A 23,135-nucleotide genomic window follows, 5' to 3' on the forward strand; every position below is an offset into this window, starting at 1 on the left:
TTAACGTGATACGCGGCGACGAGCTGCTTTTTTACGGTTTTCTTCGATGAAAGCTGCTTTTTGCTCTTCTGGTTCGATCACTTTCTTTTTAAATGCGTATACTGCACCTGCGACGGCAGCGACAGTTCCTGCGACACCTGTTACAAGACCTTTAGCGAATCCTTTAGCCATGAGTCTTCCTCCTTTATCTTCTTAATCAGCCAGCCCCCCTCAAGAGGTCACATTTTTCTGACTGACCTTTTTGTGTTATAATAATAGTAACGAAAAAATGGGAATTTTTCAAGGAAAAAAGATGAAAACAAAAATAATTGTGATTGTTGGACCGACTGCTGTTGGAAAGACGGCTCTAGCCATTGAAGTGGCCAAGCGTTTTAATGGCGAAGTGGTTAGTGGCGATAGTCAGCAAGTCTATCGAGGTCTAGATATTGGGACGGCTAAGGCTAGTCCAGAAGAGCAGGCAGCTGTTCCCCATCATTTAATCGATGTTAGAGAGGTAACCGAGTCTTACTCGGCTTTTGATTTTGTTTCAGAAGCTAAGATGGCTATTGAGGATATTCATGGTCGTGGCAAGCTAGCCATTATTGCTGGTGGGACTGGGCTTTATATCCAGAGTTTGCTTGAAGGTTACCACCTGGGTGGGGAGACACCTCATAAGGAGATTTTGGCCTATCGGGCTAGTTTGGAGCCCTATACAGATGAGGAATTAGCTCATCTTGTGGCGCAAGCAGGCCTTGAAATTCCTCAGTTTAATCGTCGTCGTGCTATGCGTGCCTTGGAAATTGCCCATTTTGGTCAGAATTTGGAAAATCAGGAGAGTCTGTATGAACCGCTGATTATTTGCTTGGATGATGAACGAAGTCAACTTTATGAGCGTATCAACCACCGCGTGGACTTGATGTTTGAGGCTGGGCTTTTGGATGAGGCCAAGTGGCTTTTTGACCATTATCCAGATGTGCAGGCTGCTAAAGGAATTGGCTATAAGGAACTCTTTCCGTATTTCCGTGGGGAGCAGACCTTGGAGGAAGCTAGTGAGAGTCTCAAACAGGCGACTCGTCGTTTTGCTAAGCGTCAGTTGACCTGGTTCCGTAATCGTATGCAGGTCACTTTTTATCAGATAGGCGAGTCTGGCGTGGAGGACCGCATTTTAAGCCAGATAGAGGAGTTTTTAGATGATTGAAACGGAGAAAAAAGAGGAACGGGTTCTGCTGATTGGTGTAGAATTGCAGGGAATGGACAATTTTGATCTCTCCATGGAAGAATTGGCCAGTTTAGCGAAAACGGCAGGGGCAGTCGTTGTAGATAGCTACAAACAAAAACGTGAAAAGTATGATTCCAAGACCTTCATCGGCTCTGGTAAGTTGGAAGAGATTGCGCTTATGGTGGATGCAGAAGAAATCACCACTGTCATTGTCAACAACCGCTTGACTCCAAGGCAAAATGTCAATCTAGAGGAAGTTCTCGGTGTTAAGGTTATTGACCGTATGCAGTTGATTTTGGATATCTTTGCCATGCGGGCTCGAAGCCATGAAGGAAAACTCCAAGTCCACCTAGCCCAGCTCAAATATCTCTTGCCTCGCTTGGTTGGTCAGGGGATAATGCTCAGCCGTCAGGCAGGGGGAATAGGATCCCGTGGACCTGGTGAAAGCCAGTTGGAGCTGAACCGTCGTAGCGTTCGCAATCAAATCACGGATATAGAGCGCCAGCTCAAGGTGGTTGAGAAGAATCGGGCGACTGTCAGAGAAAAACGTTTGGAGTCTAGCACCTTTAAGATTGGTTTGATTGGTTATACCAATGCTGGGAAGTCAACTATTATGAACACCTTGACTAGCAAGACCCAGTATGAGGCTGACGAGCTCTTTGCGACTCTAGATGCGACGACTAAAAGTATCCATCTTGGGGGCAATCTTCAAGTAACTTTGACAGATACCGTGGGCTTTATCCAAGATTTGCCGACAGAGTTGGTGTCCAGTTTCAAGTCAACCTTGGAAGAAAGCAAGCATGTGGACCTTCTGGTTCATGTTATCGATGCCAGCAATCCTTACCATGAGGAGCATGAAAAAACAGTTCTGTCTATCATGAAAGACTTGGACATGGAAGATATTCCTCGCCTGACCCTTTATAATAAAGCGGATTTGGTGGAGGATTTTACGCCGACCCAAACACCTTATGCCCTCATTTCTGCCAAGTCTGAGGATAGTCGTGAGAATTTGCAGGCTTTGTTTTTAGAGAAAATCAAGGATATTTTTGAAGTCTTTATCCTGCGCGTGCCTTTTTCCAAGTCCTACAAGATTCATGATTTAGAAAGTGTTGCGATTTTGGAAGAGCGTGACTATCAGGAGGACGGCGAAGTGATTAGAGGCTACATTTCTGAGAAAAACAAATGGAGGTTAGAAGAATTTTATGACTGATATCAAAACATTAGCTCTAAAATATGGGGGCTATACAAGTCTGGACAAGGTCTATCTGGATCAACTTCTAGCTGGCAAGACAGAGCAGGAGCAGTTGGCTCTCATTACTCCTCCGCCTAGTGTGGTCAATGCCTACTTTGCAGAACTCTACCAGAAAAAGAGTCCTGAGGTTGCGACGGATTATTTTGCGGAACTCAGTCAGGAACTGAATCTTTACAATACTGAGCCAAGTTTCACCCTAGAAAGTAAGCCTTTTATTCGGCTTAATCTATCTGGTAAATCCTTTGGTTTTTGTTATGAGAGTGATGGTCTAGGTCGGATTTTCTCTGAAAATAAAGAGGTTATTTCAGAAGACTTGTTCTTTGAAATTGCGCAAATTTTTCCCCATCAGCTGGTCTTTGAGGAGTCTGGCAAGATTTACATGAAGGCTGTCGGGGACGAAGAAGTTGTTAGTGTGGAGAGTCTCACAGCTTTGACTGATTTGGAAAGCTTGGCTGATGGTCGTAAACGTCTCAAAGGCTACAGCCAAGAGGATTTATTGCAAGAAGCTGCTGCTTTTTCTGGCAAGCGCTATTTCCGATCGGAAAACCGCACAGCTATGTTATATATTGATTAATTAGAAAGTATCGAATGGATATTCAATTTTTAGGAACAGGGGCTGGTCAGCCCTCTAAAGCCCGCAACGTTTCAAGTCTTGCCCTGAAACTTTTGGATGAGATTAACGAAGTTTGGCTCTTTGACTGTGGAGAAGGAACGCAAAATCGCATTCTGGAAACCACAATTCGACCACGTAAGGTCAGCAAAATCTTTATCACCCACCTACATGGAGACCACATTTTTGGCCTGCCAGGTTTCCTTTCTAGCCGTGCCTTTCAGGCCAATGAAGAGCAGACAGATTTGAAAATCTATGGACCTCAAGGGATCAAGTCATTTGTCTTAACCAGTCTTCGTGTGTCAGGTTCTCGTCTGCCCTACCGCATTCATTTTCATGAGTTTGACCAAGACTCTTTAGGAAAAATCCTTGAGACCGATAAGTTTACGGTGTATGCAGAGGAGCTGGACCACACTATTTTCTGTGTTGGCTATCGTGTTATCCAAAAGGATTTAGAAGGAACGCTGGATGCTGAAAAACTCAAGGCAGCTGGTGTCCCATTTGGCCCGCTTTTTGGAAAAATCAAAAACGGTCAGGATGTTGTTCTCGAAGATGGGACTAAAATCAAGGCTGCTGACTATATCTCAGCGCCACGTCCAGGTAAGATTATTACCATTCTTGGTGACACCCGAAAAACAAATGCCAGCGTGCGTCTGGCTATCAATGCTGATGTCTTGGTTCATGAATCGACTTATGGCAAGGGCGATGAAATAATTGCTCGTAATCATGGTCACTCTACTAACATGCAAGCTGCACAAGTAGCGGTAGAAGCAGGTGCCAAACGCCTCTTACTCAACCACATCAGTGCTCGTTTTCTCTCAAAAGATATCAGCAAACTCAAGAAAGACGCTGCTAGTGTCTTTGAAAACGTCCATGTGGTCAAAGACTTGGAAGAGGTGGAAATCTAAAAGACTGAGAAAGGATAAGTATGCCTACTATTCTTATTACCGGAGCTAGCGGTGGTCTAGCCCAAGAAATGGTCAAACTCCTGCCCAATGACCAACTCATCTTGCTTGGTAGAAATAAAGAAAAATTAGCTCAACTCTACGGAAATCATCCCCATGCAGAATTGATTGAAATAGACATTACCGATGATTCAGCCTTAGAAACTCTGGTAGCAGACCTCTATCTCCGCTATGGCAAGATTGATGTCTTAATTAACAACGCTGGTTACGGGATTTTTGAAGAATTTGACCAGATTTCTGATCAAGATATTCACCAGATGTTCGAGGTCAATACCTTTGCTTTGATGAATCTATCTCGGCGCCTTGCGGCTCGTATGAAGGAAGTCCGAAAAGGTCATATCATCAATATCGTCAGCATGGCAGGTTTGATTGCTACTGGCAAGTCTAGTCTTTACTCAGCCACTAAGTTTGCGGCCATTGGTTTTTCAAATGCCTTACGCCTCGAACTTCAGCCCTATGGAGTCTATGTTACAACAGTCAATCCAGGACCAATCCGTACAGGATTTTTCGACCAAGCCGACCCAGATGGCACCTATCTCAAATCGGTTGAACGTTTCCTGCTAGAACCAGATGCAGTGGCTAAAAAGATTGTTAAGTGTATAGGAAAAAACAAACGAGAACTTAACCTACCAATATTGTTGAACCTAGCCCATAAGTTTTATAGTATTTTTCCCAAGCTAGCTGACAAGTTGGCAGGGGAGACTTTTAATTATAAATAAAAAAAGTTGTTCCTAAAATGGAGCAACTTTTTTTGACGATTAGAATAAATCAATTCCAGTCTTATTTAATGCGTGGCAGTGATAGGTGAAGGCGTTAATAAAATTAGAGTAGTATTGCTGATCAATAAATTTTGCGCTTTGAAGATAATTAAATAGATTTTTGGCTAGGGGAATAGCCTCGGGTTTATTCCATCTAAATTGATTGTAAACATGTTCAACTTCTAGAAACATGAGGGGAATAGCTAGATAGCCTCGTTCGAAGGTCTGAAGTGATTTAATTTTTTTAATAATATCGTCAGCCTTTTGATAGTAACCCAGTTCAGAGAAGTATTTTGCGGAGAAAGTGAGAGCATTTAAAATGCGGATGTAGGTGTCAGTATTGGCACTTTCTTTGTACATAAGTAGTAATTGTTTGGTCATATGATCAATAAGTTCCATCGGACAATGATTGACAATGACGCGATAAATTTCAAGTTCGATACTATTAAAGACATCAGATTTCATTAAATGATTGATAATGTTTTGAATTCTGGCAACAGTTTCAGAACTTTTTGATATGGTTGGATAATGTCTTAATTTAATAGATTTGAAAATCATCTCTGCTTGAAGTGGGTTGTCTTTTAGATAGACATCAAATAATTTTTCGTATTCTTCAATATAAGTGAGGATATCTTCTTCATGGACCACATGCTTACCAAATTCTATAGCTGGTAATTCTAAGCAGTCTCCACCTTTATTTGCATAGGCGAGAACAAAATCGTTCCATTCCACTCCGATAACAATTAACAGTTTGGCAAAATTTTCAAGTGAAATTCCTTTGTCTCCTTTTTCAAATTGACTTAGGAACTGTGGTGATACGATATCTGAGGCGGCTTCCTTTAGGCTGAGGCCTCGTGCTTCGCGCAGGTACTTAAATGTAGCTCCAAATGGATATAGGTTTTCCATAAATAGTCTCCTTACATACTTCTAAGACTATTATACAAAAATTTAGAGAAAAAAATGGAGAAAGAAAACTATAGTTACAAAATATTAGAANTCTGTGCTATTTTTTGTTTTTATGAACAAGATTGAAACTATAGTTTAAATGACGAAAAAATAGATAGGTAATGTACAATCAGTTCTGTAAACACAAAAAGGAATAAATTCCTTATAGTAGAGTTAACACCTCTTACTATAAGAGATTTATTCCTAATGTGGTCATGAATAGTTTTTGAGAATAGAGGAAAAGATTTGATGAACCAAACTCAAATTACTTATTAATGCACTGAGTAACGGTGGGCAATATCTACGATATTATCAGCTATAAGGTCTGCGGTTAAATGAGAACCTCCATTATCTAGCTCTTCAAACCAATTTTTCAATACAACATTTGTAACAGGAGAAACAGTATCAGGAGCAATATGATAATTCTTCCTTAAAAACTGTTCTACTTCATCTCTGAGAGTTTGTTCTTTACTTGACAAAATCATATCGTTTCCTCCTTAACTAGGGTTAGTCTATCTGCAATTCTTTGATCACATATACACAATTACGTATCATTCTGATATTTTCCCAAAAGAATTTCAGCGGTTTGTTCTAAGGTATTAAACCCTTGGAAATAATTATCTAAAGTTTCTTTCAATCGTGTAACTTGACCATCAAGAACTGGACCAAATACTGCTGAAAAATGATGAATATTAATTCCAGATTTAGCATCTAACTCCAATCTATTTTTATAAACAAACTGAAAGTATTCTTTGTCAATTTCAAAAATTTTAGTTTCAGAATTATCAAGTTTTTGAAATTGATAACTTAGAACAACCGATTTTACATTCGGATTAAAAGGAATTTCATCTTTTGTTTTCCTCTGAGCCCATTTAATTGCTTGGCTGGGCTTAGATGTCACATAAAATCCTATACCAAAATCACAGTTACATTTACTATGATAGACATCTATTCCATCTTTTAACGAAGCAACTTGAGTAGATGTTGTTCCGTGATACCAAATTTTTGTACTGCTAAACTCCTTATTAAAGTTTAACTCTTTCATAAAATAATTATAGCATTTTTCTAGGATTTACGCACCTACTACCTGTTTCAATTCTAGTTTAGATAAGTCAACTACTTTAAAATCCTTCTAAAACTATTATACAAAATTTTAAAGAAAATACTGGAAAAAGTAAACTATAGTTACAAAATATTAGAATTCTATGCTAATTTTTTATTTTAAACAAAGTATAAATTTCTAATTATCTTTTTATATTTTCTTAAATGCTCGTAAAGCCTTATTCTATGTGCTTTCGAGTATTTTTACTGTAGGAAGATACTTCACGTTTCTTTGCATATTTCCTCATGTCTTAGCTGTCAGAAGTGGTAAATAAGTAGTAAATTCATTTGTACTACTAAGCAACAAGACGCTCCTGTTGCTTCTCTTTATTCAAGCGTTTCATTTCTGCCATTGCAGAATCGAATGTTGCATGTGCGTAATAGTTCAGCGTCATGGCTATATTAGCATGTCCCATAATGTACTGTAATGCCTTTGGATTCATTCCTGCATTTGCATAGTTGGTACAGAATGTATGTCGCAAACTATGTGGAGTGATGTGTGGCAATTTATCCTCGTTATACTTATTGTATTTCTTAACAAGACCTTTCATCATGCCGTTGTAATCACTTGCCACTTTTGGATAGTTCTTTCTATTAAGAAAGAGGAAATCACTATATCCATCAATCTCAACACGCTTATCATTCTTTCGATTCGCTAACACTCGCTTAAATGCTTGATAGGCTTCTTCAACCATAGGAACTTGACGTTCGCCACTTTTGGTCTTTGGTGTTTCAATGTAGTACCCAATTTCAGTATCTCTCAATAGCTGATGGTCTATATTGACAAGACGATTCTCAAAATCTAAATCTGGAAGTGTCAAACCACCAAACTCTGAAATACGAAGACCTGTTTTTAAGAGTATCAGAATTTCATCATAATTTTTGCTGTAGGTTTTATCAGCTTTTGCAAAGGCTAACAGTTTTTCTTCCTGTTCTTCTGTTAGTACGGTCTTAGGGACAGTATCATCATCAAGAACTGCTTTCAGTTGAAAGTCAAATGGATTCTTCCGAACACAATCATCTTGTATAGCAATATAGAATGAAGCCTTTAAAGAACGTTTGTAGTTATTGATGGTTTGATAAGCATAACCATTTTCACTCATTCTAATAGCCCATTCTTTAGCGTCTGATGGCTTAATACTGTCAATACTTCTTACACCTAACTTGTCTTTCTTCAAAATATCCATAAGATATTTGCGTCCAGTTTCAGTGTTTTTTCTAACCTTTGGTCTTTGAGCGTTCTGTTTTGCGTAAAGCTGGCAGAGTGTCATTTTCTTTCCTACAACATCAATACCATCATGAATGTCTTTCTGTAACTCTGCGATTTTCTCTCTAAGTGAGATACAATCACGCTTTCCTGCTGGTACTCGGTCTGTAGCCACAAGTTTCCACGAGTAAACAAATTGCGGTTCTCCAAATGAATCTATATATTTGTATAAGTATCTTCCGTCTTTTCGTTGGCTCTCTCCAGTCTTTAAGATTCGACCTTTATTGTCACGTCTTTTTTCTGACATGGCATTTGCTCCTTTCCTTTATGGAAAGAGCCTTGATACGACTTAATACTATTTTATCATATACAAGACCCTTTGGCGACGCTAGATTGCGTCCAATGTATCTATAATTTTTTCAAATTGTTTTCGTTTAATCTGAATACGATTGCCATTCATAATCAGCCAATTTGCATTTTTATTTTCCTCTGCCAAGCGTCGTAGCTTGTTTTCGCCAATACGAAAATATTTTGACGCTTCTTCAATGGTTAGGGTATAACGTTCCCAAATAGGAATGTCAGTCTGCTTCATAAAATCCTCCTTTCCAAATCACTTATTTGGATTTCATAAAAGTTGTTTTACCAGCAATCGAACAGCTTTAGCAAAGCTCACGGGAGTTCCACCCCTGCATGGTTCTCATGTAGCCATACTCATTGCCTGCGACGGTTTTATCACGCTCGGACTATTGACTGTATGGGAGTATCATTATCACGATAAGAATGTCGTTGCAGGCAATCCTGCTAAAGATTGCTTCTCGGATCACTAACATGAATCGCTCGCTATCTTTATAAGATAGGTCATGGCGGTTAGTTCCGTTGGCTCTTTTCTTATCGAAACGTATTCGATTACTTTTATTCAGTTTTCAAAGAACAATGGCTCGTTAGCCTATCAAAACACATTGAAAGCTCAATATGCTTTGGTGGAATAACAAACCTCCCTGTTCGGGAAGCGTGGAATGGTTTAGCACGCTTCCACGAAAGGAGAGAGGATATTACTTAATTTCAAATGACAAAATCTTTGTAATCAGTCTGGTTTCCATTCTTCCACGTAAGACTTCATCAACGACCATACTTTGATTGCCATATTCATCTTTCATAAGTCGTAGGGAACGCTTCGTTATGTACCCTCTGTAATGATGTAGAATCTGGTTAATCGCTTCGGTATCGCCATCTGTTGCCTTTACAATGAGAGGAAAGGGAATCATAGGATATTGTGTTTTCATTCTTCAAATTCCTCCATAAACTTTTTAATTAAGGCTAGTCCACTGGTTCTATGCCGATAGACAGTAGAACGGTTCAATTTCAACAGGTCTGCAATTTCTGAATCGCTCATGTCCATAAAGTAAAACAGCAGTAGAATTTCACGTTTCTTGTCTGGCAACTCACGTAATGCTTCACTCAACAAATCATTTTCAACGCCTACTGATAACCCATTGAGTGTAAAAATCTGAAAGTCAGTTGAATAGTTATCTGTTGTCGCAAACTGGCTAACAAGATAATCGCCAACATCCGAAAAGGACACCTCACGCTTTGCAATCCTTGAAAGATAAAGCATATAATTCTTTCGCTCGTCTTCCATAGCACGTTTACAGATATAGTCAAACTGATTTTCTATTGTGGTATGAAAAGAAGATGGTTTCATGTTTCTCACCCCCTTTCTGTCTAGGAAAGGAAGTGAGCCTTGCTCGTTTATCTCCTTTCACTCTTAGTCCCAATGTGAAAGGGGGATTTGTTGCATTACTGATAAATAAACTTTGTAAAAAAGTTCTGAATAGCCAAAAAAGCATATAAACAGATTTATTTCTCTGTTTACATGCTTCTGTTATTCTATCTATATGATATATAAAACCACATTGGTGGACGTACTTATCTATTGCAGATAGACGACTTTTTTTGACAAGAACCCAATGTAAGGAAATTTATTGTATATGATGTACTTCATGGCGACGTTGACCTCCAACAAACCGCCATTTGGAAGTAATATACAATATTTTAACAGCGTAAATAGCACTACCATATAACGGTTTTTTTTATTGGCGTTTAGTAGTGCTTTTTATTAAATATAAACCTATAAACCATATAACACGTTTTTCTATACCTGTTTTTAATTCAGTAGGGACAATAAAATGTATAGAGGTGGTCTACTATGCGTAAAAAAGAAGATAAATATGATTTTAGAGCCTTTGGTTTAGCCATTAAAGAAGCTCGATTGAAACGAGGTTTAACTCGTGAACAAGTGGGAGCATTGATTGAAATTGACCCACGGTACTTAACTAATATTGAAAATAAAGGGCAACACCCCAGCATACAAGTTCTTTATGACCTTGTATCGTTACTTCATGTTTCCGTTGATGAATTTTTCTTACCTGCTAATAACTTGGTAAAAAGCACCCGACGATTACAGATAGAGAAATACATGGATAGCTTTACAGACAAAGAACTATCCTTAATGGAATCTTTAGCCAGCGGTATCAACGAAGCAAGAAACATCGAAGACTAATTAAAAGAATCCATACATAACGGAAAGAGCCGATAAAATGAGATTGTATTAATCTCATTTTATCGGCTCTGCGTCTTTGCGTCTGGCTCTGTAATCACAGTTACTTTGAACTGCTTTATTTCAATTAAATTTTCTTGTCTGCATTTCGGACAATAGAGGGGGAATTTTTTTAATTCAGTATCTTCCCTTATCTTTAATCGTGTTTTATTTCCACATACAGGACACAATATCCACTTGTAGTTTATAATAACTATCTCCTCCTTTACACTTTAATTCAAATCTTTATTAAAAAATATTTCATCTTATTTAACAAGAAACCATATTTATATAACAACATAAAATACACTAAGTTATTTTATTGAACATATATCGTACTTTATCTATCCGACTATTTGGACGACGGGGCTGGCAAACAGGTTCACCGGTAGTAACATGGTACCCTTTTAACTCTGTTAAACAAACACTACGTCCATTTGTAAAGAAAGTTAAATCACTACGATATTCTTGAATACACCGAGCAGGGATTTCTCCACTAAGAATGACCTCATTATTTTTCAATTGAGTGTCTACGATGTTCGCACAATATTTAGGAGCATCGTTGTATGCTCGTGAAAGATATTCCTGTGGCGCATAAATTTTAAAACTAAGATATGGCTCTAACAATTCTGTTCCAGCTTTTTTTAAGACTTGTTCCAATACAATAGGAGCAAGCATCCGAAAATCTGCTGGGGTACTAACAGGGCTATAGTATAAGCCATACTTAAAACAGATTTTACAGTCCGTCACATTCCAACCATACAATCCTTGTTCACAGCCATAGCGTATCCCCTCCATAACTGCATTTTGAAACGATTGATTTAAGTATCCAAGAGAAACCGAGCTCTCATACTGTACTCCGCTCCCTAATGGAAGCGGTGCTACAGAAAGACCAATGGAAGCCCAGAAGGGATTCGGTGGCACTTCGATGTGAATGGTATACTCTGCTTTTTTTAACGGTCTTTCCATATAAATGACTGTAGGCTTTTTTATTTTTACCTCCACATGATACTTTTCTTGCAATAGAGCACAAGTCACTTCCATTTGTACTTTCCCTAAGAAAGAAAGTATGATTTCATGTGTCGTAGAATCCACATAATATTGTAGAAGCGGGTCACTGTCGGAGATTTCTAAAAGTGCATCAAGTAACATTTCCCTTTGTTGAGGTTTGCTCGGTTCAACAGTTGTTTGCAGCAGAGGGAGCGGATTTTCAATTCTCTCTCTCTGTGGCAATAGCTTTGTATCTCCAAGAACACTATTTAGCTTCAAAAACTCATTCTGCAAAATAACAATTTCCCCGGAATAAGCCTTATCAATTTTACATAATTCACCATTTATTGAAGTATACATTTCTGTAATTTTTATTTTTTCCTTTTCCGATATTCTAACCGAATCCCGCAAATGCAGGATTCCGCCATAAAGGCGTACATATGCAAGACGTTGTCTTTCTTCCGAATATTCAATTTTGAAGACATTTCCGCAAAGTTCAGACTTCTTTCTGTATGTTGATGAATAAAATTTATTCGTTATCACTTCTATAAGCTGCTCAATCCCTATGTTGCTTTTTGCGCTTCCATGATAAACAGGGTACAAGGAGCAATTCTGAAATCTTATGCTTTCCTCTTGTTCGAGTTCCAATGCTTCTAATGATTTACCGGACATATATTTCTCTAAAAGGTCATCGTTTCCCTCTATTACCGTATCCCATTGTTCAGATTCGGTAAAGTTCGTCACACACATATTAGGATACAGTTCTACCTTCTGTTTGATTACAATTTCGGCAGAAAGTTTCTCTTTAATATCCTGATAAACCGTTGATAAATCAATTCCATTTTGGTCAATCTTATTGATAAAAAAGATTGTGGGAATCCCCATTTTCCTAAGTGCATGAAATAATATACGAGTTTGTGCTTGTACGCCATCTTTTGCAGAAATCAGTAGAATTGCCCCATCTAAAACTGATAATGAACGATATACTTCTGCTAAGAAATCCATATGTCCTGGCGTGTCTATGATGTTCACCTTCGTATTTTCCCACTGAAAAGAGGTTATTCCTGTCTGAATTGTAATTCCTCTCTGACGTTCTAAAAGCGTATTATCCGTCCTCGTTGTACCTTTGTCCACGCTTCCTAATTCTGTAATCGCTCCACTGTTATATAATAAGCTTTCTGTTAAGGTAGTTTTTCCCGCATCAACATGAGCTAAAACTCCAATATTAATAATTTTCATGTGATTTTCCTCCATTCAAAAGCCCAAAAGGGCATAAAAATCCCAGTGATAAATACTCTTATCACTGGGATTTTTATGCATAACCATAGGCATACAAAGCATACAGATATTCTCCGGATACTTTAGAATCACATGATAAAGGTATTCTTAAACTGGGTACAAAAAACTAAGCCCTCCTAAAAAAGGACATCCAATTATTTGTTCCCACTATCAAATTGACAGTTTATTTAAGAATACCTTGCCGCATATTTATTAACTCCTTTTAAATAGATACTTAAATTATAGCACGTAAGAGCATATTTGTAAAGGAATCTCCAATTTTTTATCAAAGAGAGTACGTGATTACAAAATAGCTGTAATAATGTACCAATATTTGTTATTCTATAATCTTCCAATTACTCCCGTTCTTTTCAAGTACCAAATCAAATTGAGATACCTGCGTTGCTTTGGTCTGCTGGTCGATATACTCCACTGTCAGCGATACCGTGACTTGATTATCCTTACGATTGTGAATAGGATTTACCAGTTCTTGAAAGATGTACTCTTTTCCGATTGGTTTTAATATCCCGTCATTCACATAGTAGGAAAGTTCACTGGCTGTCGCTGTAGGATAGAGCTTGAAGAACGTCGTTAAAAACTCATTGATTTCATTGGTTGTAATGGAATCAACCGTCCCCTCACTTTCAATGGCTTTTGGTTTATAACTTGATTTCTTAGGTATGTTGGTAATGGTCGGATTCTTAACCAGTACCATATTTCCAGAACCATCTACATAGACACTCACTATATAAGCAGAGTGGACGGTCTTTGTATTTTCTCCCTCTGTAATGAGCTGGTCTACACTGTAGGTTACATTAAACTCATTGTCGCCAGTTGGCTCTACCGTCCATATCTGAAATCCTCTTACAGAAGACGATACAGGAATATCTTTGCGTACTGTATCAACATTGAGAGCTTGAAGTTCATCTGTCAGATAGCCTTTTAGACTTTCCATTCGATTATCAATGGACTTATCGGATTGCTCCCATGAATAGTAGACTTTCGCAAAGTTCTCTACAAAATTTTCTACATGATGAGTATCAACGTATTCCTTTTCTATGATAGTTGTTTCGTGAATAGTATGAGTATCTATAGCTGTAAAGTGCTTGAATATCGCAAAGCTGAAACTAAGCCCTAAAAGTACCCACAAGGCAATCACAACCTTTTTATGAGGATTGACCTTATAGACACGAGGTTTCTTTTCCTTTGGTATCTGTTTTTCTTTATTCTGATTTTTTCTAAATTTCATCATTAAATCTTCCTTTCTCATTGTTTGATTCGTCCTGCTCCCACTAAATGCTGTTGCCAGTAGGAGCTTGTTAAGTCGGCATAACCGATTGGGTCGCCTGCATGAAACATACGGTTATTGCCAAGGTATATCCCAACATGAGTAATATAAGAGCCAGCGTTATAGGTAGAATGAAAGAAAACCAAATCGCCAGCTTGTGCTTCCGATAGTGGGATATGCTGGGTCACATCATATTGCTGTTGTGCGGTTCGTGGTAAGTTAATTCCAGCTTTTCCATACGTCCATTGTGTCAGTCCGCTACAATCAAAAGAAGTAGTCGGGGAAGCTCCACCGTAAACGTATCGCCAGCCCTCATATTTCAGTGCTTCGTCCATGATGGCTTGTACCGTATCATCATCAAACTCTGTTGTGACAAGATACTGCGTTACCAGTTGCACATAAAACATATTGCCATAGTTGTATCGCCAGCCCCCATTGATAGGTATGGCTATGGGATTGGGGTAAGACACTTTTTCGCCACCTGAATACTCTTTTGAGAAACTTTGAGCCAGTTCAAAGGTATATTTATTTCCACGATTAGCCACATACCCTAAGAAACCACCACCATAATTGTAGGACTGGATAACCGATTCTAAATCTACACTGAGCCTTTCGCTACTGGCTAATAATTCACTGAAATACTTCACACCTTGCTTAATGGATTCTTCTGTACTCAATGAATTAGGTGGAAGACCGAGGGATTCCGAGGACTGCATAACATCTTCCGCAGTACCGCCCGATTCCACCTGTATAATCGCAAGAAGTATGTTGACATATTCTTCAACGCCATATTCTTTGGCATATTTTTCTACCATAGGCTTATGAGCCAGCACTTCTGCGGAAACATTCACACCTCCATAATGAATATTGGAAATTCCGCTGTCCTGTTCATCTGAAAATAAAATGGCAACAAACAGAAGCAGTGAGAAGACCATCAAGAATAATCCAGAACCACCAATCACTAAAGTTTTCAACTTCATGGTTTCTTACCGACTTTCTTAATGGTGGCGGTTTTGATTGGTGGTCTACTTCTTGTATTTTGTAGTGGTACTCTTTGAACAGTAGACGGACGTTCTTTTGTGATTGGACGTTGTGAAGTTCTATCTGCTGTAGTGGTTGAAGTTGCTGGCTTTTGAACGGTTTTTTCTTGAACGGTATTGCCTTGGCGTTCCACTTTTGGACTTGAAAAATCGGACTTAACTGCTGGACGCTCTTGTTTGGCTTGTTGAGATTCCTTATATGAAGTCTGAATATTAGACTGTTTTGAGGTCTGTTCATCATGATATTGTTCTTGTCTTGTAGTCGGTCTTTCATGAACAGAAGAAGCAGGCTGTTTTTTCTGTTTGACCTGTTCCATTTCAGAGCGACGCTTCGCAATGGTTTTTCGCCTTTGTTCCTGCTGTTCCTTGCGTCCACTGGCTCTGTCCGCTTTGGTTTGAGAAATACTACTGGTTAAATCACGGACATTCTCTTTTACTTTGGATTTTCCTTGATATACTGCATATCTTGCATTGGTCGGCAAATCTTTAACCTGTTCTTTCAAACCACTAGCAGTGTCTACCATTCTGTCTTTGGTATCAGCTACTGTACCGATGGTTTGACCGATACGTTTTCCAAGTGTTGATTTTTCCTTTCCGTCTGGTCGGGAGTGATCTGCTTGTGTCCTTGCAGAACTCCCCGAACCCGACTGTCCTTTTTTACCTGTAACAATGGCAGACCCAGCCCCTAGAGTAGTCATGGAACGTCCAAGTTTCCGCTGTAGACGGTGCATGTGAGCGTGCATAAGCATACGAGGTTTTCTCATCACACGACTTCCCACACTTTGAGAATCGTTACTCTGTAGAGAAAACATACTCATTAAATCGCCCAGCTTGAAGTAGATTCCTGCAAAGGTCACAATCTGTAGAAAAGCAATCAAAAAGAACGGATAACCAGCCGATAAGGTATAGAGCATGGTTGAAATACTAAATGCTGTCGTAATAATCAATGTGATTCCAGCTCTTGTCAAAATGGTATTAAAGAGCTTTGTTATGGCTCGTTTTGACATACCATCAAATGATGGAATCATGCTTAAAATAAAGCTCACAGGCAGAAACATAGCATAGATGATAAAAAGTACCTGCGAGAAAATCATGATTCCTGTTAATAGGAATACAAATATGGAAATCCCAATATTGAAGACAAATAGGAAGAAGACTGTACCTAAACGGTTAATGGTCTTTGTAATGGTTAGATTGGTATTGCTTCTGTCTTCAATTTCTTCCGCAACAATTTTTTCTCTGTCTTCGCCATTGTTGGAATCTGGGCTGGTGGAGAGCAGGCTTTCCACACGGTCAATACCGATACTTTCAATGTCTGAACTGTTGTATTGAAGCAGTAGCCACGGTTGCTGAACCTGTATGGAAAACAGGCTATCTCTGATTAAGTCCACGCTGTCCTTGCCTTGACTATCGGAATGGGGCATGACAATCTTCGTGCCAAGTGATAAACTGGCATTACTGATGTCTGATGAAAAGTCATTGATTTTTTTAATGTAGTCGGGAGCGTAGGCAATAAAGGAAGCCGATAGGATAAACACCAGCACAAAATTCATAATGGCATGAATTGCCTTTGTGGTTTCTCTCTTTATCAGTCCCGTATAGGCAACATAAACCCCAAGAACCAAAATCAAGAGTAAGAGGAATCCAACATAGAAACCCTCTGTTGAAAATCCGTTTGCACTCACACCAGCTAAGGTCTGCATATTCTTACCAATGGAATCTGCTGTAGCGGAAATGAAGTCTAAGGAATAGGCTTCCTGTACTAAGTAACCTGTCGCATTGGAAACATACAAACTGATTGTCCAAATAAAATTGGTAATGGCATATAGTCCATACATGACCTGTTTTCCAATCCCGTCCGACCAGTTCCACGGAAGCCAGCCCCAGCTATTATCCACATAAAAATCCAGTTGATAGTTTTCAAGTGGGTATCGGCTGTATTCATTTGCCACATTGACCGTATCATCTACCAAGCCCGCAGCTTGAACCACCGTTCCCAGCATGGCTAAAAGAAAAATGGCAATCACAAGTGTGAAAGCCACTGTCATTGCCACTTTACCTAGACGTTTCAGCGTCCAGTTTGATTTTATTCTGTTTACTATTGATGGTTTCACATTTACACCTCTTTTCGCACAGGTGGTCTGGTATCAAAGGCATGGAGCAGTTCTTCAAATACAGGGTGGAACTGTATCACACCGACACGACCATATAAATCACTGATAAGGCATTGCCCGTTTTCCAAATCACGCAATCGCTTCTGATTGTTTTCGTCCTCTGGGTCTACACCAAAAAAGGCTAAGGTCTTTTTAATCTCGTTAAGGTCAGTGGAACGAAATGCAAATTTTAAGCCGAGGTTATTTTTCAGTTTTTCATCTAAGAGGTCGTCTGTATTTTGGGTCACGAAATATACCCCAGCGTTCATAGCACGACCAGCCCGAACCAGCTTCATAGATAGTGTTTTTCCTTGTGCTACCTGTAAAAAGCTCCATGCTTCGTCTAAATCTACAATCTTGAAAATGCTTCGGTCTGTATGGATAAAGTCTAAAGCAAAGGTACTAATGACAATCAGCATAGCAACGGATAAAAGCTCCATAGTGGTATATTCCTCAAAGGAAGTTTCCTTGTCGGGAAGTACCAAGTCCGCAACCTGTATAATGTTCAGTTGTTTTTCTAAGCTGATAGACTGCTCCACATAACCATTACTGAATAATAAATGTGCAAAGTCATAGTCTGTAAAACTTTCGATATGGTCGGCTATACTGGTACTTAGTGGCGTATTCTCAACCCGTAATTCCTCAATCACTTTCATCAACCCTCGTACTTCACTATTGGTTACTGCACGAATGGCTTTTCTAAGGATTGGGAAGCGTTCCCCATCACGAGAGGAAATCCCCGTAAGGAATGTCAGAATATCAATAGCCAGTGATTCAGAATCTTTGGGATTTTTCATAATCACATAAGGGTCAAGTAAGCCTTTGTTTTTCTCATCAGAAGTCAGAGTGACGATATTGATTTCATGGGAAATCTCTGGCAAGGTTTCTTTCCATCTGCCACGTTCTGCTTTTGGGTCTACAATCACTGCTTGTGCCCCATAAAGCACCGCATAATAGACGATAAGGTTATTCGCAAAGGATTTACCACCACCCAGCGAACCAACAAAAGCCGACGCTAACGCATTGGTTACTGAACCCTTAACCCCTTGACTGGCAAGAGCAGGTTTCAGATAGACATTGCGTCCAGTATCTAAGCTGTAGCCAACATAAATCCCCTCATTTTCCCCCAGCATTTGAGTAGCACCAAAACCTAAACCAGCGAGGAAATCAGAGGTCACGTATTGAATATAATCATTCATATAACGCTTGCTGGCAGGTAAAAATTCTTCATGTAAGCCGAGCATATCCCCAAATGGTCGTACCAGTTTTACGCTTAAATCGTCATAAAAATCTTTCACTTCATTACAACGACGTTTGAGTTCGTCAAGATCATTTGCTGATACCCTTACCACATAAGACAGCTTGTACATAGATTCCTTGCTTTGGTCTAAATTGGTTTCCAGCTCATTCACACTTTCCAGAGCTTCCGCCACATTGGAGCTGGTTTCATTATCACTTTGCCAAGCGTGGTTATCCAAGTCTTTCAGTTCTTTCTTTTTATTGCGGACAGTAGATAGGGCTTTACGATTCGCTACAATTTCCACATTCATTGACGTATCAATCGGGAATGTAAATTGCTGTTGCTGGTAGTAGAAGATTTCAGAGGACGGGAAGTCCAGTTCTCCGACAATGCTGTTAATGGTAAAGTAAGCTACATAGACGGTTTCATCTTCCTGCTGGATTTTCAAATATCGCTGTTTTTCTTCCACCAAACAGCGAGTAGGCTTAATCAAGTCATAGTATTTAATCAGCGTTTCATTATCCAGCTTTTTCTTTGATAGATGGTACTCATACTCTTCATAGGCAGTGCCTGTCTGTCCGTAAAGGTGTTCAATCAGATAGCCGAAGTCGTCCTTATCTAACCTGCGGATTTTGAAACGACGAGAGATTTTATTTTCTAAGAGCTTTTCCATCTTCTGAAAACGCAGGATTTCATCATTACTCATACTAACAAAATCGCCCATCAGCTTATGGTTCACATCATAGACAAAATCAGACAAAGCATTTTTTGCTTCAACGGTAAGACTTTTCATAGAAAACTCCTGATCGTTGAGAAGCAACTTAAAGCCGATAAAGAAACGGTAGTTCACTTGATTTTCGCCAATCATGGATATTAAAGCGTCTGTCTGTTGGTCGATTTTGTCATAGGCAACCGCTTTGAGCTTGCCAGTGACTTCATTTTTGGAACGCTCTTGTGCAGAACGTATGCTGGATTCTGTACTGATTTGTAAAGCATGAATTTTGCCATCACGATTTTGTGCGATAAGCTGTCTGAAAGAATCATGCACTTGTATTTTCTGTTCTGGACTTAGAAATGAGTAATTGTAAGGAACAAGCTCATAGTAAGCATAACATTCCCCGTCTTTATTCCAGACGAGATTGTTTTCAATGTATTTAATTGGATATGCCATAAAATTCACTCCTAACTGCTGTAATGGCTTCTTGTGGCTGGTTTCTGCCAAGCGTTACTTTTTTTCCTGCATAGGTCAGCTTTGGTCGCAGTGCATAAGCAATGACAGACTTCAAAAATCCATAAGGCTTTTTACCATCAAAAGTTTTTGTAGACATAAACCATGTGAAAGCCACAGGAATCCCAAAGTATTTGAGAAATGCTCCCTCTATCATGGAAAGAGGGGGCAAGTTGCCAAGTATCATCACTGCAAAGAGTGACACGACAAACCATGTCATTTGCGTAAAGGTTATGGGAAACGGAAGTCTAAAATCATTGATAGAATACAGTACCTTTTCCACAGACCAGATACTGGTATAGCTTCGTATTTTCTTCATGTAATCAATCCTTTCATAAAAAATAGGGGTAGCTGATTGAGCCACCCCGTAAAATAGAAAATCTGCCAGTAGTAATGTACCGACAGATTTAATAGACGATTTCAAAAATCCCATGATTGGTTGAGATAAACGTTCCTGAAAGGTCTAAATCCCGACCATAGGCTTGATAATCAATATAGTTTTGAAGACTAGCTGGTACTTCGCCTAAAGCACCCGTTTCTTCAATGTAGTAGCGTGCCACGTCATACATATCATCACAATCGGAATGAATGATAATATCCTCTTGATGTTCGCTTAGTTCTTCAATGCTTGAAAAATGAGTGAGCAGAGCAGATAGCTCCGATTGTAATTCTTCGGGTAATTCCGATACCATTTCCCATAGTCGATTGAGTTCGCCAATGGAAGTGTATTCGTCAACCGTAAAGGGTAACTCGTAGTCATGAATGGCGTATTCCTCATATTCATCATTCAAGCCGATTTTCTCTTTGACTTCCTCAAAGTCAATGGGAAAGGTAAACCACGCACCGACCAATTCGCCCTCATTGTATTTGCCTAAATTCGCAATATAGACTTGCATATCGTCCATATATTCACGTCCTTTCTTTGTAGAGATTCAAAAATCCCTACCGCACTTCGTTTGGTGTACCATTCCTTTGCGGAACATAAGAAAACCACTTATATTCCACAAAAGAACGGTTTTATTTAAGCACCAATAATGCGATTGAATAGCTCTAGTAAAATGTCTTTTACTCCAGCAGCGTTGAAGACTAAGCCAACCGCAATAATCGCAATAATTAAAAAGCCAATCAGTTTGCTAAACTCACGCTTGAAGCCAAGATACAAGCCAATCACAACGATTGCTAAAAGCACCAGTGATTGAGCGTTTGATAGAAACCAGTTATAAAGGTTTTGTCCAAAATTCATAAAAATGTTCTCCTCTCTATATTCAATGAATTTGTATTTGAGTTATTTTTTTGGGGTATACACTTTCTGGTATGGATAGAGATTCCATGCCAGATTTTTTTATACAAAAAAGAGGACATTTGCTGTCCCCTCGTTATACAATCAATTCACCACAAAAATCATGAAAGAAGGTTAAACAAATGTCCCATAATGATTCTATCCTAAATATTCTTGGAATTAAAGATAAAAATATTAAAATTATTTCTGTTGAAGAAGCTGAACACAACAACGATTCTGTTAAAGAGTATATAACGCTAATAACAGCTACTCTTTCTTATCCGATTAATCGTTGTCGTAACTGTGGCTTTCCCACAGTTAATAAGGATGGCTTTCGCAAAACTCATGTACGACTGGCAAGTTTAAATGGGAGAAGATATGAACTAGAGCTTCGTAAACAACGCTATAAATGTAAATCATGCCATACTACTTTTGGTGCTATTACTAATTTAACCAAAGAAAATCAAACCTTATCCAGTGATCTCAAAAATCAAATCATGCTTTTAGCTCGTAAAGGCTTATCTGGTCAGCTTATTGCTGAAATGTGTCACTGCTCTCCTAGCAGTGTTCGTCGAACAATCTTAGAGCGCATGGAACCACACTATCGTGTGGCTAAGTTGCCTAAGCATCTATGTTTTGACGAGTTTCGTTCAATTAAGTCTGTGATGTCCTTTATCTGTTGTGACGCTGAAACCCACCAAATTGTCACAAAGTTACAGGATCGTCTATCACCTACCATTGTTGATTATTTTGAAAGTCGTTATTCAAAAGCCGAACGCGAATGCGTTCAATCAGTTGTAATTGATTTAAATGCTCAATATCAAAGTTTTATCTATCGCCTTTTCCCTAATGCCAATATCATTATTGATCGCTTCCACCTTGTACAATTAGCTGGTCGCGCTTTGGACAATTGTCGTATCTCTATCCTAAAGCAACTTGATAAACAGAGCCAAGAATATAAAATTATGAAGTCACATTGGAAGCTATTCCATAAAAAAGCTGAAGATCTTCACCCTGAAGAAGTAGTTTTTCTTCGCGGCGTTAAACAATATATGACTCGCCAAAATGCTGTTGATCTCATTACTAGTAAATTTTCCAAGTTCGCTGAAGTATACCAAACTTACCAAGATATCACGAAAGCCCTAAACGAGCGCAATAGTGAATTACTAGAGTCAACCATCTTAGACTACCAAAAAACCAATACAGAAATGGATACTGCTATTCAAACCCTTCGTCAAAACAGAAAATATGTCTTAAATAGCGCTAAATTTGAATACTCTAATGGTCCTTTAGAAGGCATCAATCGCAAAATCAAAACCCTAAAACGAACTTGTTATGGTTTTGCCAATCAAAAATTTTTCTTTTTAAGAATCGATTGTATTTTTTCGTAAAAAAATACCCCCTACATTTTCGTAGGAAGTATTTTTAGTCAACCATACCAGTTGACAGATATCCCACTTAGGACATTTTCCTACAAGGGGTCCCGAGCGCTTAGTGGGAATTTGTACCCCTTATCGATACAAATTCCCCGTAGGCGCTAGGGACCTCTTTAGCTTCTTGGAAGCTGTCAGTAGTATATCTAATAATTTATCTCCATTCCCTTTAGTAACGTGTAACTTTCCAAATTTAAAAAAGCGACTCATAGAATTATTTCCTCCCGTTAAATAATAGATAACTATTAAAAATAGACAATACTTGCTCATAAGTAATGGTACTTAAATTGTTTACTTTGGCGTGTTTCATTGCTTGATGAAACTGATTTTTAGGTACGACGGGCATGTCGTACATCTGAGGTGTAAGTCCTCCGTGGGCACCCGCTACCGGTGAACCCAATAGCGATTCCCAAGCCTGACTATCGTGAGGTAGCGGGGAGAGGAAGGGATAGCGAAATCGTGGCTCTACGAACAGGAACGTGATAGTAAGGCGTATATAGCGGATAAGGGGGCCTAAAACTCTAAAGTCCAAAAAGGTAGTCGTAACCTATATGCGTAAATCACGAGAGTAAAC

At 38.9% G+C, this 23,135-nt stretch carries 25 protein-coding genes and 2 pseudogenes; 8 read left to right on the forward strand and 19 right to left on the reverse strand.

Annotated features, from left to right (window positions below; translation table 11 throughout):
- Entirely contained in the window at positions 1-171 is a 171-nt protein-coding gene (locus tag D8787_RS05860) for a DUF3042 family protein (RefSeq protein WP_001051780.1), read from the reverse strand.
- A gap of 121 nt (positions 172-292) precedes the next feature.
- On the opposite strand from D8787_RS05860, the gene miaA reads away from it, so the two are divergent.
- Genes miaA through D8787_RS05885 form a run of 5 tightly spaced genes read left to right on the forward strand, consistent with a single transcriptional unit; the run spans position 293 to position 4,744 of the window.
- A complete protein-coding gene (gene miaA / locus D8787_RS05865) occupies positions 293-1,177 on the forward strand; it encodes a tRNA (adenosine(37)-N6)-dimethylallyltransferase MiaA (protein WP_125421726.1) in 885 nt (294 codons plus the stop codon).
- Positions 1,170-2,408, forward strand: a complete 1,239-nt coding sequence (hflX, locus tag D8787_RS05870) for a GTPase HflX (RefSeq protein ID WP_125421729.1) — start codon at positions 1,170-1,172, stop codon at positions 2,406-2,408. The genes miaA and hflX overlap by 8 nt, the downstream gene beginning before the upstream one ends.
- Positions 2,401-3,024, forward strand: a complete 624-nt coding sequence (locus D8787_RS05875) for a cystathionine beta-lyase (protein WP_125421732.1) — start codon at positions 2,401-2,403, stop codon at positions 3,022-3,024. The genes hflX and D8787_RS05875 overlap by 8 nt, the downstream gene beginning before the upstream one ends.
- A 14-nt stretch (positions 3,025-3,038) precedes the next feature.
- A complete protein-coding gene (gene rnz / locus D8787_RS05880; protein WP_125421735.1) occupies positions 3,039-3,968 on the forward strand; it encodes a ribonuclease Z in 930 nt (309 codons plus the stop codon).
- 20 nt (positions 3,969-3,988) lie between these two features.
- A complete protein-coding gene (locus D8787_RS05885) occupies positions 3,989-4,744 on the forward strand; it encodes an SDR family NAD(P)-dependent oxidoreductase (protein ID WP_125421738.1) in 756 nt (251 codons plus the stop codon).
- 39 nt (positions 4,745-4,783) lie between these two features.
- On the opposite strand, the gene D8787_RS05890 is transcribed toward D8787_RS05885, so the two are convergent.
- The 5 genes from D8787_RS05890 to D8787_RS05910 form a co-directional block, all read right to left on the reverse strand.
- A complete protein-coding gene (locus tag D8787_RS05890) occupies positions 4,784-5,689 on the reverse strand; it encodes a helix-turn-helix domain-containing protein (RefSeq protein ID WP_125421741.1) in 906 nt (301 codons plus the stop codon).
- Positions 5,690-6,000: 311 nt separating this feature from the next.
- On the reverse strand, positions 6,001-6,213 hold the full coding sequence (locus tag D8787_RS05895; RefSeq protein ID WP_125421744.1) for a hypothetical protein: 213 nt from the start codon (positions 6,211-6,213) through the stop codon (positions 6,001-6,003).
- A 59-nt stretch (positions 6,214-6,272) separates the two neighbouring features.
- A complete protein-coding gene (locus tag D8787_RS05900; RefSeq protein ID WP_185776761.1) occupies positions 6,273-6,773 on the reverse strand; it encodes a DUF3990 domain-containing protein in 501 nt (166 codons plus the stop codon).
- Between the two features lie 352 nt (positions 6,774-7,125).
- The gene (locus D8787_RS05905) at positions 7,126-8,343 is read right to left on the reverse strand and encodes a tyrosine-type recombinase/integrase (RefSeq protein WP_001291561.1); all 1,218 of its coding nucleotides are present in this window, start codon (positions 8,341-8,343) and stop codon (positions 7,126-7,128) included.
- Between the two features lie 81 nt (positions 8,344-8,424).
- Positions 8,425-8,628 (reverse strand): excisionase, encoded by a 204-nt coding sequence (locus tag D8787_RS05910; protein ID WP_000814511.1) that lies wholly within the window; start codon positions 8,626-8,628, stop codon positions 8,425-8,427.
- Here D8787_RS05910 and D8787_RS11880 point away from each other — a divergent pair.
- Positions 8,612-8,863, forward strand: a complete 252-nt coding sequence (locus D8787_RS11880; RefSeq protein ID WP_001845478.1) for a hypothetical protein — start codon at positions 8,612-8,614, stop codon at positions 8,861-8,863. The two genes, D8787_RS05910 and D8787_RS11880, sit on opposite strands and share 17 nt — an antisense overlap.
- A gap of 225 nt (positions 8,864-9,088) precedes the next feature.
- Here the strand turns inward: D8787_RS11880 and D8787_RS05920 are convergent, their stop codons facing one another.
- Both D8787_RS05920 and D8787_RS05925 read right to left on the reverse strand, forming a co-directional pair.
- Complete coding sequence (locus D8787_RS05920) at positions 9,089-9,319, reverse strand: helix-turn-helix domain-containing protein (RefSeq protein WP_000857133.1); 231 nt, start codon at positions 9,317-9,319, stop codon at positions 9,089-9,091.
- Positions 9,316-9,738 carry a sigma-70 family RNA polymerase sigma factor gene (locus tag D8787_RS05925; protein WP_125421747.1) on the reverse strand — a complete coding sequence of 141 codons (423 nt, stop codon included), beginning with the start codon at positions 9,736-9,738 and terminating at the stop codon, positions 9,316-9,318. Before D8787_RS05925 ends, D8787_RS05920 begins: the two co-directional genes overlap by 4 nt.
- A gap of 504 nt (positions 9,739-10,242) precedes the next feature.
- Here D8787_RS05925 and D8787_RS05935 point away from each other — a divergent pair.
- Positions 10,243-10,596 carry a helix-turn-helix transcriptional regulator gene (locus D8787_RS05935; protein WP_001227347.1) on the forward strand — a complete coding sequence of 118 codons (354 nt, stop codon included), beginning with the start codon at positions 10,243-10,245 and terminating at the stop codon, positions 10,594-10,596.
- A gap of 59 nt (positions 10,597-10,655) precedes the next feature.
- On the opposite strand, the gene D8787_RS05940 is transcribed toward D8787_RS05935, so the two are convergent.
- From D8787_RS05940 to D8787_RS05985, 10 genes and pseudogenes are all read right to left on the reverse strand, one after another.
- Positions 10,656-10,823 (reverse strand): cysteine-rich KTR domain-containing protein, encoded by a 168-nt coding sequence (locus D8787_RS05940; protein ID WP_000336323.1) that lies wholly within the window; start codon positions 10,821-10,823, stop codon positions 10,656-10,658.
- Between the two features lie 118 nt (positions 10,824-10,941).
- The gene (tet(M), locus tag D8787_RS05945; protein ID WP_105208278.1) at positions 10,942-12,861 is read right to left on the reverse strand and encodes a tetracycline resistance ribosomal protection protein Tet(M); all 1,920 of its coding nucleotides are present in this window, start codon (positions 12,859-12,861) and stop codon (positions 10,942-10,944) included.
- Between the two features lie 15 nt (positions 12,862-12,876).
- Positions 12,877-12,924, reverse strand: a pseudogene (locus D8787_RS12115) (hypothetical protein); the annotation flags it as partial.
- A 313-nt stretch (positions 12,925-13,237) separates the two neighbouring features.
- Positions 13,238-14,170 carry a conjugal transfer protein gene (locus D8787_RS05955; RefSeq protein WP_001224318.1) on the reverse strand — a complete coding sequence of 311 codons (933 nt, stop codon included), beginning with the start codon at positions 14,168-14,170 and terminating at the stop codon, positions 13,238-13,240.
- Positions 14,167-15,168 (reverse strand): lysozyme family protein, encoded by a 1,002-nt coding sequence (locus D8787_RS05960; RefSeq protein ID WP_125421750.1) that lies wholly within the window; start codon positions 15,166-15,168, stop codon positions 14,167-14,169. The genes D8787_RS05955 and D8787_RS05960 overlap by 4 nt, the downstream gene beginning before the upstream one ends.
- Positions 15,165-17,342, reverse strand: a complete 2,178-nt coding sequence (locus D8787_RS05965) for a CD3337/EF1877 family mobilome membrane protein (protein WP_000804748.1) — start codon at positions 17,340-17,342, stop codon at positions 15,165-15,167. Before D8787_RS05965 ends, D8787_RS05960 begins: the two co-directional genes overlap by 4 nt.
- Before the next feature lie 2 nt (positions 17,343-17,344).
- Positions 17,345-19,792 carry an ATP-binding protein gene (locus D8787_RS05970; RefSeq protein ID WP_000331160.1) on the reverse strand — a complete coding sequence of 816 codons (2,448 nt, stop codon included), beginning with the start codon at positions 19,790-19,792 and terminating at the stop codon, positions 17,345-17,347.
- Positions 19,776-20,168, reverse strand: a complete 393-nt coding sequence (locus tag D8787_RS05975; protein ID WP_000723888.1) for a conjugal transfer protein — start codon at positions 20,166-20,168, stop codon at positions 19,776-19,778. The genes D8787_RS05970 and D8787_RS05975 overlap by 17 nt, the downstream gene beginning before the upstream one ends.
- An 88-nt stretch (positions 20,169-20,256) precedes the next feature.
- Positions 20,257-20,754 carry an antirestriction protein ArdA gene (locus D8787_RS05980; RefSeq protein ID WP_000342539.1) on the reverse strand — a complete coding sequence of 166 codons (498 nt, stop codon included), beginning with the start codon at positions 20,752-20,754 and terminating at the stop codon, positions 20,257-20,259.
- A 116-nt stretch (positions 20,755-20,870) separates the two neighbouring features.
- Positions 20,871-21,092, reverse strand: coding sequence for a hypothetical protein (locus tag D8787_RS05985; RefSeq protein ID WP_001009056.1), 222 nt, complete (start codon positions 21,090-21,092; stop codon positions 20,871-20,873).
- 179 nt (positions 21,093-21,271) lie between these two features.
- On the opposite strand from D8787_RS05985, the gene D8787_RS05990 reads away from it, so the two are divergent.
- Positions 21,272-22,519, forward strand: coding sequence for an ISL3 family transposase (locus tag D8787_RS05990; RefSeq protein ID WP_000019067.1), 1,248 nt, complete (start codon positions 21,272-21,274; stop codon positions 22,517-22,519).
- Positions 22,520-22,775: 256 nt separating this feature from the next.
- Here the strand turns inward: D8787_RS05990 and D8787_RS06000 are convergent.
- Positions 22,776-22,892: pseudogene (locus D8787_RS06000) on the reverse strand (23S rRNA (adenine(2058)-N(6))-methyltransferase Erm(T)); the annotation flags it as partial.
- Positions 22,893-23,135: the final 243 nt, after the last annotated feature.

The organism is Streptococcus mitis (assembly GCF_003944325.1).
GTDB classification, from domain to species: Bacteria; Bacillota; Bacilli; order Lactobacillales; family Streptococcaceae; genus Streptococcus; species Streptococcus mitis_CW.